Genomic DNA, 13257 nt, shown 5'->3' on the forward strand with positions numbered 1-13257 from the left:
ATTCTGTTTGTTTTATGGTATATACTGGATAATAGGGAGAGGTTACGTAAAGGTTACAATTCTATCAAACTCAAACTTTTATGTAAATATGTATAGACATTTGGAAAAGAAAAGAGTAATTTATATAGAGTAAAAAATAACTTGTAACAATTTATAAATATATTGTAAAATGATTGTAACAAAACATACATAAAAATGAAATAATACATAAAAGTAATATTGGGAAAAAGGGGAGAGTATATTGTTCCGTAAAGTAAAGGGTATATTAGTTGGGGTGTTATGTGTAGCTATAGTGAGTGGCTGTGGTGCAAAAGTAAGTGATGTTGCATTAGTAAGTGATATTGGTGGACACACGGTAGAGGCTAAAGCAGAGGTACAGGATTCTATTAGTTTAGTGGATGGTCGAACTGGTACGGAAGTGAAAAAGCTAGATTTATCGGGTCTAGGTTATTTTGAAGACGAAGCAAAATTTAAAAAATCGGTAACGAAGGTTGCTAAGGAAGTTGGTAAAAACGTTGACAAAAAGATGGTTCCTTCACGTTTAGCATCTGATGGAAGTTGGCAGGAAGGAAAACCTTCTTATGAATTAATGGAAAAAGAATTAGTAGATAAATTATTAAACGTTGGTATGTGGGATTCTTCATATCAATTACCTATTGTTGAGAAAAAGCCTACTGCAACACTAAGTGATGCGCAAGGAAGTGGTACGGTAATTGGTAGATATGAAACGAATTTAGGTGGCTCAGCAGGTGGCCGTATTGAGAATATCCGTTTGTCAGCAGCGAGCATAAATGGAGTTGTATTAGCAAAAGGAGACAGTTTCTCTTTCAATGCATTAATTGGTGATACAACGCCGGATAAAGGGTATCAACTAGGAAAAGAAATTGTAGATGGTAAATTAGTAGATGGATATGGCGGCGGTGTTTGTCAAACATCATCAACATTATACAATGCAGCAGATCAAGCTGGTTTGAAAATGGTAGAGAGAACAACACATTCTAAAACTGTAGGTTACGTTCCACAAGGAAGAGATGCTACAATTGCATATCCATACTTAGACTTAGTGTTTGAAAACACGAATGATGCACCTGTGAAACTTTATATGGGTATTCAGGGCGGAAAGTTAGTTGCTGAAGTACATAAAATGAAATAAGAGTTATAAAGTCACCTTTTCTGAAAGTTAGAAGAGGTGACTTTTTTATTATGAAAATAAAAATGTGTATAAATTCTGACTTTTCTTATTTACATAGGATGGTTTTAGTTGTATCCTTCAAAGTAACGGTAATATGTAATGGAAAAATATTGGGATAAGGAGATGGAGTTATTCATGATACAAATTCATCCGCAAACACGTATTGGTCATGTTGAATTTAAAGTGCAAGATTTAGAGCGTCAAATTGCTTTTTATGAGAATGTAGTAGGCTTAGAAGTAATTAAGAAAGAGGCGAATAAAGCATATTTATCAGGAAAAGGTGGAAAGAGCACGTTACTTGTTCTTGAAAAGTTAGAGGAGGGGGTGCTGCAAGAGCCGCGTACGACTGGTATATATCATGTAGCCTTTTTAGTTCCGACTCGTGAAGCTTTTGCTTCGGTGTTATTTGGAGTGATTCGTAATAAGAATGTAATTGATAGCCCAGCTGAACAAGAAGGGCGTTATACATATTCTAATGAAATTTTACCAATTTCAAGGTTTAATAGTGCAAGTGATCATACGTATAGCGAAGCGTTTTATTTACAAGATTTAGAGGGAAATGGTATTGAAATTTATGCAGACCGTCCGCGTGATCAATGGGGAGAAGGACCAGGAGGAAGTACCCCGCTAGATTTAAAAGAACTGGCAACACTCGTTGATTATGAGGCTGATGGATTACCTGCTAATACTGTCGTTGGGCACGTACATTTACGAATAGCTGATGTAGAGAAGTCACACGAGTTTTATGTGGAGACAGTAGGATTTGAAGTGCAACAACGCGAAGATGACTGCTTATTCATTTCAGCAGGAGGATATCATCACCATATAGGTGCAAATACGTGGAACGGAGTAAATAATCCGCACCCACCCGCACATGCAACTGGACTTAAAGTGTATACAATTGTATTACCGCATAAAGAAGCGTTAGATGAAGTGAAAGAAAGATTAATAGAAAAACAACATAAAGTAAACGAAAATACAAACGGATTTACAGTAGTAGATCCTAGCGGTATTACAGTGCAGTTTGAAATAGAAACAGCATAAAAGAAGTCGGAAGGTGTATAATCACTTTCCGACTTCTTTTTGATATGTAATCCAAGTAGCACAAGGATTGAAAGGAAAGGATTTTAATATTTCCATTGCATATATACTCGTTGAATCGAATTCACCTTGAATGAAAGAATAACCGTGTGTACTTGCATACATAGCTTGTTTGAAAACGAGTAGTTTCAGTAAGGATAACTTTTCTGTAGTGTGAGTCCCACACCATCCTAGTTCTACTGTATTAGTCTTTTCTGATGTATGGAGGAAAGAGTACGCAATAATTTCATTCTCTTCATTTATCATTACAAAGCTCCCATCTAGTAATGCGTCATCAGCTAAGATCTGTTCTTTCCCAATTTCGAGCGGGTATGAGGCAACCGGATTTGCTAAGTGAGTATCCTCATAATTTGTTTTTACTAAGTGAGCTAGCTTTTCAAAGAAGCTATTATTAGACAAGATGTTTGATAAGCTTTGTACATCATAATTTGAATGAAGCATTGTATCGATAGGGATGATTTTTTGTACGTCTAATATCGGCATATATGTTCTTCGAATTTCCGTAAAATTATGCTCTTCATAATAGGCTTTTAAATGAGCTGATGTTTCCCATATAGAGGTTTGTAATGGTAATTTGAAGTTTTCTCGTTTTAGAATCTCGTTTAATAAAAATTGTTCTATGTGTAGCTCTGAATAGAAAGGGTTCGTATATATTCGAAAGTATGTGCAGTATGGATGGAAGCTACTGTTCCAGGTGAAAAAGATGCCTACTACATCTTTTTTATAGCAGGCAACATGCGCACATTTTGTTTTACTATCTCGTAATAAGTTAAATAGATAAGAGTCTTCATTATATAAATCAATAAGTTGTTTTATTTTTAGCTCGTTACTTCTACTATATTTCTCTATAATAAGATTATTTTCATTGGATGACTTTTTCATAGATCAATCCAAAACCTTCTTACTACATTTCCATCTTCTTCAGTGAAATCATCATCACGAAGCCCACCGTTATGTAAAATTGTTTTTTCAGAAGCAGTATTTACTTCGTCGCAAACGACAAGTACTTTCTCGATGTTTAATTCCTTCGTTTTTTCTAGCGATAATTCTAATAACTTCGTAGCATAACCTTTTCTTCTTTCAGAGGGGCGAATGCCATAACCAATATGACCTCCCGCGTTAAATAAATGTTCGGTTAAACTATGACGTATATTAACAGCCCCTACAATTTTATTTTCATCTGTGACGAGCCAATATGTAGAGTTTGGTACCCAAGATTTAGGAAGATTTATGCCGTTATGCGCATCGTGAAGTTCTTGAATCATTGCCGTGAAATTAGATGGATCTTTTGAGATAACCCATGGAATCATCGTTTCACCGCTATCTTTCCATTCTTTATAAAAATCTAAGTATTCTTCTTGTAAATTGGTAGTAGGTGTTAGTAAAGAGACGTTCATTGTTGGTAATCCCCTTTGTTTATGTAGTATTTTAAAAAAGTTATGATACAAAATGAAAGCGTTTTCTAAACTTTCTCAACCTCATTTTATGCAATCCATATCTCGTTTTTAAATGGAAAGTACAGTTTATGGTTTTTCGTATAAAAAGTAGGTTGAATTCGATTTATGTTAATATTAAAAATATTAACATAAATCACCTGGGATATTAAGTATATTTTAATGAAAAGCTTTTATATCGATAAATAGATGTGTGTGATAATTTTTGTTCTATCTATCTATAATGAACGAAAGGGGGAAGGACTCGTGAGTGTAGATGTTGATCTAATTATACGAATCGGTGTTGCGGGTTTGTTAGGAGCAATAATTGGTATTGAAAGGGAAATTCGATCAAAAGAGGCGGGATTAAAAACACATTTCCTAGTAGCGGTAGGAAGTGCTTTAATAATGGTCGTTTCAAAATATGCCTTTTCAGATATTATGAATGAGGAACATATGGCTCTTGATCCGAGCCGTATTGCAGCGCAAGTTGTTAGTGGTGTAGGGTTTTTAGGTGCAGGTACAATTATTATACAAAAGCAGGCGGTGAAAGGATTAACGACAGCAGCTGGTTTATGGGCTACAGCCGGAATTGGATTAGCAATTGGTGCTGGCATGTATGTAGTAGGGATTGGAGCGACAATTCTCGTTTTAATTGGTTTAGAGATTGTGAGTCGTATTTTTAAGGTGCAATTTTTATTTCCGCAAAATATAACAGTGCAAATGTGTATAAATAAACATGAAGCGGTACAACAAATAGTAGAAACGCTACAAGTGAAAGGTATTCCAATACTTTCATATGAAGTAGAAGCTTTACAGCAAGGTACAGAAATAGTTTATAAGGTAGGGATGCAGCTGAAAAATATATCGTCAGAAGAAAAGAATGAATTTATTCAGCATATGCAAACATTACCGGAAGTTACGTTTATAAAGTTAAAATCATAGCGTTGAAAACGAGGATAGATGTAGCAGGAATTTCGCTATTATCTATCTTTTTTTGATATAAAATTCACATAAAGTCAAGTGTTAATTTTGCTAGGCATGGATACATGTGTGAACGTTCCCTTATTTTTTCTCAATACAGAATAAAAAGTAAGAATAGTAAAATAATGGTGCGGAACACTAAAAAATGTAAGGTAGGGGAGAGCATGAAAGGCTATTCAAAAAAAGTGTTAGTAGGGGTAAGTTTTGCTAGTTTAATGTTAGGGAGTTTCCAAGGGAGCGCATTGGCAGAAAGTACAAAGGGAGAGCAAGTTTCTTATCGGAATGTGCTCAAAATGGAGCCAGTTGGTGTACAATTACCAGTGCAAGAATTAGCTCATTCATCAAAAGTGCTTGAAAATAAGTCTTTTGAGAAAAGGCTACAATTTGCTGATTTGTCGCAAAGACCGCCTGAAGTGAAAAAAGAAAGTAAGCAATTAGCTGCAGCGAAAACTTATACAATTGCTGAATTAAATCAATTAAGTAATCAGCAGTTAGTAGATTTACTTGTAACAATTGATTGGGAGCAAATTACGGGTCTATTTCAATTTAATAAGGATAGCCTTGCATTCTATCAAAATGATAGTAGGATGCAGGCAATTATTGATAAATTGAAGCAGCAAGGACAAGCTTATACGAAGGATGATTCAAAAGGGATTGAAACTTTAGTAGAGGTATTACGATCAGGATTTTATTTAGGATTTTATCATACAGAATTAAGTAAACTAAATGAGCGGAGCTATCATGATAAATGCTTACCTGCATTAAAAACGATTGCGAATAACCCGAATTTCAAACTCGGTACGTTAGAACAAAATAGAGTTGTATCATCATACGGAAAATTAATAGGAAATGCTTCGAGTGATGTGGAAACGATAACATCAGCTGCAAAGATTTTTAAACAATATAATGATAATTTTTCTACATTGGTAGACAATCTATCAGCTGGAAATGCGATTTACGATATTATGCAAGGTGTGGATTACGACATTCAATCGTATTTATACGATACGAGAAAGGCACCGAAAGATACAGTATGGTACCAAAAAATTGATAGCTATATTAATGAATTAAGTCGTTTTGCCTTAATTGGAACGGTGACGGCGAAGAATGGTTGGTTAATTAATAATGGTATTTATTATACAGGTAGACTTGGTACGTTCCATAGTACAGGAACGAAAGGATTGCAAGTTGTAACAGACGCGATGAAAATGTATCCGTATTTAGGAGAGCAATATTTCGTAGCGGCTGAGCAAATCGCGACGAATTATGGCGGGAAAGATGCAAATGGAAATGTTGTTAATTTAGATCAAATACGAGAAGATGGGAAGAAAAAATATTTGCCGAAAACGTATACGTTTGATGATGGTGCAATTGTTTTAAAAGCTGGAGATAAAGTGACAGAAGAAAAAGTAAAACGTCTATATTGGGCGGCAAAAGAAGTGAAGGCACAATTCCATCGTACGGTTGAAAGTGATCAACCTTTAGAAAAAGGAAATCCTGATGATGTATTAACGATGGTTATTTATAATAGTCCAGCTGAGTATCAATTTAATCGTCAATTATACGGATATGAAACGAATAACGGTGGCCTTTATATAGAAGGAACAGGTACGTTCTTTACTTATGAGCGTACGCCAGAAGAAAGTATTTATAGTTTAGAAGAATTGTTCCGACACGAGTTCACGCATTACTTGCAAGGTAGATATGAAGTACCAGGACTTTGGGGACAAGGTAAGATGTATGAGAATGAGAGATTATCTTGGTTTGAAGAAGGGAATGCGGAGTTTTTTGCAGGGGCAACGAGAACAGATAATGTTGTACCGAGAAAGAGTATTATAGGAGGGATATCTTCAAATCCAGCAGAACGTTATACGGCAGAGCGAACGTTAAATGCAAAGTATGGAACGTGGGATTTCTATAATTATTCCTTCGCTTTACAATCGTACATGTACAATAAGAGATATGATATGTTTGACAAAATTCATGATCTTATTAGAAAAAATGATGTAACAGCATATGATGCATACCGTTCTGCATTAAGTAAAGATGCGAATTTAAATAAAGAGTATCAAGATTATATGCAAATGTTAGTCGATAACCGTGAGAAATATAATGTTCCATTAGTATCAAATGATTATTTAGCAACTCATGCACCAAAACCAGTTTCAGATATTGCGGCAGAAATTACAGCAGAAGCAAAATTAAGTAATGTATCAGTTAAGAAAAACAAATCACAGTTCTTTAATACATTTACACTACAAGGAACGTATACAGGTACTACTGCAAAAGGGGAATATGAAGACTGGAAAACAATTACACAAAACGTGAATGATACGTTAAAACGTTTAAGTGCAAAAGAATGGACAGGCTATAAAACAGTAACAGCGTATTTTGTAAATTATCGTGTAAATGCATCAGGACAGTTTGAATATGATGTTGTCTTCCACGGTATGAATACAGAAGAAGGTACTGTGAATAAAGCACCAGTTGCGGTTATAAATGGTCCATATAGCGGAAATATAAATGAAGCAATTTCGTTTAAAAGCGATGGATCAAAAGATGAAGATGGAAAAATTGTTGCTTATAAATGGGAGTTTGGTGATGGTACTGTAAGTAATGAACAAAATCCGACTCACGTGTATACAAAAGAAGGAACATATACGGCAAAATTAACAGTAACAGATGACAAAGGATTAACAAATACGGTTACAACGAATGTAACGGTTCAAAAGAAAGAAGATAACAGTGTAGAAAAAGAGCCAAATAACTCATTCCAGACAGCGAATAAACTGCAATTGAATCAAGTTTTACGTGCTAGTTTAGGAAATGGTGACACGAGTGATTACTTTGAAATTAATATAGAAACGGCGAAAAACCTACAAATTAATGTAACGAAGGAAAATAATATCGGAGTAAACTGGGTTCTTTATTCAGAAGCAGATTTAAATAATTATGTTACGTATGCCCAGCAAGAAGGGAATAAGCTAGTAGGAAGTTACTACACGTATCCAGGAAAATATTATTTACATGTGTATCAGTATGGTGGGGGAACAGGGAATTATACGGTAGAAGTGAAGTAGAAAGAAGGAGAGTTGTCTTGTTCAATGAATGGCACAAGGTCTGTACTTTAATGAAAAAAACAACTGCAGGCAATGTCTCTAGTGAGAATAATAAATTAAGAGTCGAGAGATGTTAAATTTACATTAAATAAATCTAATCAGTAAATGAGATAAAATCGATGAACTATTATTTCAGCACGATGTAAGAAAATTTATAAATATTAAGTGCGTTTAATTGAATTAGACTAAAGGATCAAAGTGTATCTGTAACAATAGATAAGCTCTGATCCTTATTATTTTTAATTAACACACATGAATTTAAGATAATTAATAAGTAAGCTAGCTGACGGGATTCTTAAAATTCATTTATGAAATTAATTAAACGGGAAATTTTTATCATATTAGCAAGGGATACTAATAGAAAAGCGTTTCCCTTTACCTAATTTACTCTCTATCTCTATATTTCCGTTTAACTCTTTAATAATACTATAAGCAATCATAGTACCAAGCCCAGCCCCTTTTTCTGTTGCTAGAAAAAGACTTTAAAATTTACATGTTTTTATGAAGCGTAATATTGTAGTTTTATCTATGTGGGTTTCTCAATAACTATTAAGGTGCAAAAAGGAATGCAAGTAATTGTCAGTCTTTTTTGTATGTTAAATAAGTAATTAATGAGAAGAAAAAGAACCCTATTGGGTTCTTTTTCAAGGCATATTAACAGTAAGGAGAATCATGAAATGCCACTTCAAATCTTTATTAGGGGAAAGATTTTGAAAAAGCTTAACACACATCTATTTTTACATAAATGTAAGATATAGTAAATTGATAATCTTTATACTTACTATTATTAATATTCAATTAAGAAAGTTAACACTATGTGTATAGTGTTAACTTGAGTTTAGTGCAGTTGACATTTAAAAATCTAATATTAGATTTTTAAATGTCAAAAAAGGGATATATCATTTCAAACCTAATTAATATTTAAACGATTTTAATTGAAATTGGGTCGGTATTAACTATTATAAGCCAAATAAAAGTAGATAAAATAAACGAAGACCCTGTAAAAAATACAGGGTCGGATACAGGGTTAAGGGAACGCATAGTTTCTTAAAACATAATAGCATATATTTTTTCTATATTTATAAAAGGATTTTGACAAAATTAAGAACAAGACAGAAAATCTTTAAGAAAGTAAATATTGTGGTGGAAATATGATTTGGAATTACAATATTAAAGAGAATAAAGAAAGCAAAAAACTTGTAGGCATTTCTACAAGTTTTTTTAGATAATGTAATAAGGTGAAACAGACTATCTCATTACTCGTAACAGGGAAACTATCTTACTTATGGCTTGATTACATTATATAACGAGTATTAACATGTAGAGTTTTTGATACTTGAAAATTATGTGAATTTATAAAAAAGTGTACTAATTTAAAGACTTGTTCTTGTCGTTGATTAAAGGAAAACTAAAGACCGGTAGGATAAGGTGCATAAAAGAGAAAGTCTCCTTTAATCGTTCGGAAAAGATGATTCTAAAGGCTATTTATGTATAGAATAAGCAGTTCAGGAATTTATCACCATTGGAAAAAGTAAACCAGAGACTTGATATATAAGCAAGAGCTTTAGTAGAGTAGCTGCGGAAGGGGGATAGTTATAAATTTGTTAAAGTGAGGCATTATTCTCTTAAAGGAATCACTAGAACAATATGTGATTCCTTTGAGAAATGCTATTAAATCTAAGACTAATTTCTAATGGTCCCAGTGTCTTTTATTTTGACGTGTGTTTTTACATTTATTTTAGCCTCTGCTAATGATTGTAACCAATCTCCTTTTACTTTTTTCCACTCTTTATATTGAAAGGCTCTAGCGTATAGGGATAATCCAATTGGATCAATTTTATTCTGCTGAATCTCATTTAATATATTTTTTAAATTATTATTAATTTCTTTTTCAATAGTACTTTTTAAGTTATTTATATTTTTTTTATTATCATAGTGCCCTTTCATTAAATTCGGATTGGTTTTTTCTATTAAAGCTACATTGGCATTGATATCGAGATTAAATATAAACTTTCCGTTTTGAAAAGTAACATCTACCTTCCTTGTCGCATTCTGTATGAAGATAGAAGTGTTTGTTTTTTTGTTTGATTTTTTAGGCGGAAGCCCAAGGTGTAGTATCATTCGGCCGTTACTTTTTGGCTTATTTATAAGATTGAAAAATTTAACATCTTTTTTAGGAATATGAGTTAAGTATCTCCCTTGGCGATTTAAAAATGCAATTCCTACCGTGTCGATTTCATTCTTTGTTTTTTTGATAAATGGAACAGTTTGCGTCATTCCTTCTTCATTTTGTTCTCTCATTAATTGTTGAATTGTAGAAGAGACGGATTGGTTATTTTGAATGGAGGATTCGATTACACCATTTATGTAAGATGAAAGTGATGGTTTACTAGGCTTGTGAATTTTAAAAATTTCTTCTGCAGGTCCATCTACAAGTACTATTTTAGCATTAATGGTAGCGTAAGGATCACGGTAAGAAGAATCAAGCTCCTGCAACCAATTTGCTTCTTGCGCTAATTTTTTCCCAATTAAAATGATTTCTGCTTTGGAAGCTGTCATAAAGCCAGTTAATTTTGTATCTATCTTACTGAATCCAGTATATACAGTTGATGCTTGTGTCCAATGTTCTATAGTACCTTTTGACTGTTTATGATGAAAGAGTGGTATGCTTGTTCCGACTTTTATATCTCCATTAGGGGTTCTATCCAGGCCAATTAACAGGATTAATGAGACCTTCTCAAGAGGAATTCTCTGACTACAACCAATTATATATACGCAACAAATTACAATACATATCCATTTTCGAATCAAAGTTGTTTCCTCCTAGTAACCCAAGTAAAAAGAATGCTGTAAGCGAAAAATAAGATTGGTAATAGAATAAAGAAAATGACATTTAAGATATCCATAAGAGAATATATAAACAAATATTGATCCACATCGGGATTTAGGAAAAGAAATAGACCAACAATAAATAACATAAAAGCAAGCAGAGCCCAATTGCGGGCGTTTTTTTGAAGTGAAATGGTAATGGATTCAAAACTGAAAAATAGATACGGATATATTGTAGTGGAGAATACAATTAAATAGTAAGCGATATAAATAATTTCTAATCGTTCCATGAAAGAAAAACGAACCCCTTTTAACAGATGAAATACTGGCCAAATTACATCTTTTATCCCCTCAGGACTAAAGTATATATAAGAAAGAATAGTCACATATAGATAGAAAATCATGGTTCCAGTATTCGCTATTAGTAGTCCTTTTATGGCCTTTTGTTTTTTTTGTAAGAACGGATATATATAATATGCAATTTCTAATCCGGCATAAGGTGTAATAGTTTCTTTTGTTGCCTTTAGAATAGGGGATAATCCATCTTTAAAAATAGGTAGTAGGTGTAAAGGGTTGTAGTTACTCTTTAGTGAAAAAAGAAGAAATAGTGGCATCCAAGTAGTGAAGAAGAAAACAAGCATAGAATAACTAGTAAGAGCCCTTAAACCACTCAGAGCTAAAATAATAAAAGGTAACAGTAATAGTATAGTGATTTGATAAGCAGGAGTGGAAGGGAAGATCCACACTTTAACAATATCAGTTGCCTTTAATAAAGTATTAAAGCCAGCAAAAAATAGATAAAAGGCATATAAAAGAAAAAGAATTGTCCCTATCCATTTACCAAAGTATGTCTTTAAGATTTGTGAGAAGTTTTTGTTAGGATTTTTTTGTAACATTAATATAATAAACACGCCGATTATAGAAGTAGCTATCCATCCAAGAATGATCGAAATCCAGCCATCTGTCCCTGCCGTAGTAGCTAGTGGGCTTGGCATAATTAACATACCAGATGCAAGTTGCAGTGAATGAATGAAAATAATGAATTCGAATAAAGTTACTTTTTGGAACTTAAGATTCCCCATGTGAACCACCTTCTTTTTTCTTTCTTTGTTTCGGCTGACCTGTACTCGATCGGCTGGTAAGCATAGAAATAGGAAATCTTACAAAAGAGTCTTTTAACTCTTGGAGACGAAAAGGTGCTATTGGCAATCCGTATGGTGAACCATAAGATGTTAGTGAAACAAAATGAGCAAATAAGAGCATTAATCCACTAACAATACCTACAATCCCATAAAAGTAAGCCAATAACATCATTGGAAAACGAATAAGGCGTATAGAACTCGATAAATCATAATTAGAAACAATAAATGAGGCAATGGCTGTAATAGATACGATAATAACCATAACGTTACTAACAAGACCCGCTTGAACAGCCGCCTGTCCAATTACAATCCCTCCAACAATTCCAATGGTTTGTCCAATTGGTTGTGGTAAGCGAATACCAGCTTCACGTAGCATTTCTAGTGTGATTTCCATTATAAAAGCTTCCAATAAGGGAGAGAATGGGACTTTGACTCTTGACGTTGCAATAGAAGTGTATAAATCTATAGGAATGATTTCAAAGTGAAAAGAGACTATAGCAATATAAAATGCTGGTAAAAAAATAGCTATAATAAATCCTGCAAATCGTAATAAACGAAAAAATGATGCAACGAGCCAATGAATATTATAATCATCTGGAGTTTGAAAGAATCCAATTAAATTCATTGGAACAATCATTGCACCAGGGGATCTATCCATTAACACTGCTACTTTTCCATCAAGTATATGATTTGAAATAGCATCTGGGCGTTCGCTTAAATAAGCCTGTGGAAAAGGAGACCAATTTTGATCCTTTGTAAAATTGGATAGTTCACCAATGCTTAATACCGCATCTGTTTTAATGCTACAGATTCTGTTTTCTATTTCTTGGACTACATCTGCGCTCGCAACATCACCTAAGTAAATTAAATAGACTAAAGAAGTGGCTCGTTCTCCAATCGTCAGCTTTTTGATTTTTAACTCTGTAGAAGGAAGATATCGACGAATTAAGCCTATATTTTTTGTGGCATTTTCAATAAATCCATCATGGGATCCTTTAATAGTAACTTCTGAAATCGGTTCTTGAATTGCTCTTTCTGCCCATCCTTTTGTATTTATTAGAAGTGAGCGCTTTTCTCCTTCCATAAATAGAACACATTGACCTTCAAGTAATCCTTCTTTAATTTCATTCCATGTATATACTATTTTCGTATGAGTAGCAATAATATTAGAATTAAATATTTGACTGTCTTCACTTACCTTTTGTAATAATGGGGTAACAACATTGCTTTTTAAAGCGACACCATCTGTAAGGCCTTCAAAATAATATAGTAAAATATTCGTGTGAGTTTTTAATTGCAAAGGGTGTTCAATTAAATCGGCACTAATATCAAAGATATTATCTAAAGTATTTTTAAGTTCTTTTAAGTTACTTGTTTGGATTTTTTCAATGGTATTATTTGTTTTAGTTTCTAAGGTCTCTTCATTTAAGGACAATATTGACACCTCTTTAATATGT

The 13257-nt window shown here is 33.3% G+C and carries 9 protein-coding genes and 1 pseudogene; 4 read left to right on the top strand and 6 right to left on the bottom strand.

The features are described 5' to 3' along the window. The first annotated feature begins 241 nt into the window (after window positions 1–241). Together MR115_RS15520 and MR115_RS15525 are read left to right on the top strand one after the other, a co-directional pair. Window positions 242–1153: a VanW family protein gene (locus MR115_RS15520; protein WP_242241876.1), complete on the top strand. Its 912-nt coding sequence runs from the start codon at window positions 242–244 to the stop codon at window positions 1151–1153. A 174-nt stretch (window positions 1154–1327) separates the two neighbouring features. Next, on the top strand, window positions 1328–2236 hold the full coding sequence (locus MR115_RS15525; protein ID WP_242241877.1) for a VOC family protein: 909 nt from the start codon (window positions 1328–1330) through the stop codon (window positions 2234–2236). Window positions 2237–2257: 21 nt separating this feature from the next. On the opposite strand, the gene MR115_RS15530 is transcribed toward MR115_RS15525, so the two are convergent. Both MR115_RS15530 and MR115_RS15535 read right to left on the bottom strand, forming a co-directional pair. Then, window positions 2258–3175, bottom strand: coding sequence for a GNAT family acetyltransferase (locus MR115_RS15530; RefSeq protein WP_242241878.1), 918 nt, complete (start codon window positions 3173–3175; stop codon window positions 2258–2260). Next, window positions 3172–3690, bottom strand: coding sequence for a GNAT family N-acetyltransferase (locus MR115_RS15535; RefSeq protein WP_242241879.1), 519 nt, complete (start codon window positions 3688–3690; stop codon window positions 3172–3174). Before MR115_RS15535 ends, MR115_RS15530 begins: the two co-directional genes overlap by 4 nt. 303 nt (window positions 3691–3993) lie before the next feature. On the opposite strand from MR115_RS15535, the gene MR115_RS15540 reads away from it, so the two are divergent. Together MR115_RS15540 and colA are read left to right on the top strand one after the other, a co-directional pair. Continuing rightward, window positions 3994–4671, top strand: coding sequence for an MgtC/SapB family protein (locus tag MR115_RS15540; protein WP_097819537.1), 678 nt, complete (start codon window positions 3994–3996; stop codon window positions 4669–4671). 203 nt (window positions 4672–4874) lie between these two features. Then, on the top strand, window positions 4875–7790 hold the full coding sequence (colA, locus tag MR115_RS15545) for a collagenase ColA (protein ID WP_242241880.1): 2916 nt from the start codon (window positions 4875–4877) through the stop codon (window positions 7788–7790). Between the two features lie 380 nt (window positions 7791–8170). Here the strand turns inward: colA and MR115_RS15550 are convergent. From MR115_RS15550 to MR115_RS15565, 4 genes and pseudogenes are all read right to left on the bottom strand, one after another. Further along, window positions 8171–8305: pseudogene (locus tag MR115_RS15550) on the bottom strand (ATP-binding protein); the annotation flags it as partial. A gap of 1207 nt (window positions 8306–9512) precedes the next feature. Further along, window positions 9513–10640 (bottom strand): Ger(x)C family spore germination protein, encoded by a 1128-nt coding sequence (locus MR115_RS15555; protein WP_242241881.1) that lies wholly within the window; start codon window positions 10638–10640, stop codon window positions 9513–9515. After that, window positions 10637–11740: a GerAB/ArcD/ProY family transporter gene (locus MR115_RS15560; protein WP_242241882.1), complete on the bottom strand. Its 1104-nt coding sequence runs from the start codon at window positions 11738–11740 to the stop codon at window positions 10637–10639. The genes MR115_RS15555 and MR115_RS15560 overlap by 4 nt, the downstream gene beginning before the upstream one ends. Next, a complete protein-coding gene (locus MR115_RS15565; RefSeq protein WP_242241883.1) occupies window positions 11727–13235 on the bottom strand; it encodes a spore germination protein in 1509 nt (502 codons plus the stop codon). The genes MR115_RS15560 and MR115_RS15565 overlap by 14 nt, the downstream gene beginning before the upstream one ends. Window positions 13236–13257 lie beyond the last annotated feature (22 nt).

Source organism: Bacillus cereus group sp. BfR-BA-01309 (assembly GCF_022664315.1).
Lineage (GTDB): Bacteria > Bacillota > Bacilli > Bacillales > Bacillaceae_G > Bacillus_A > Bacillus_A mobilis.

Coding starts and splice junctions, on each gene's coding strand:
- MR115_RS15525 (WP_242241877.1), top strand. CDS start 1,328: ATGATACAAATTCATCCGCAAACACGTATTGGTCATGTTGAATTTAAA.
- MR115_RS15530 (WP_242241878.1), bottom strand. CDS start 3,175: ATGAAAAAGTCATCCAATGAAAATAATCTTATTATAGAGAAATATAGT.
- MR115_RS15535 (WP_242241879.1), bottom strand. CDS start 3,690: ATGAACGTCTCTTTACTAACACCTACTACCAATTTACAAGAAGAATAC.
- colA (WP_242241880.1), top strand. CDS start 4,875: ATGAAAGGCTATTCAAAAAAAGTGTTAGTAGGGGTAAGTTTTGCTAGT.
- MR115_RS15560 (WP_242241882.1), bottom strand. CDS start 11,740: ATGGGGAATCTTAAGTTCCAAAAAGTAACTTTATTCGAATTCATTATT.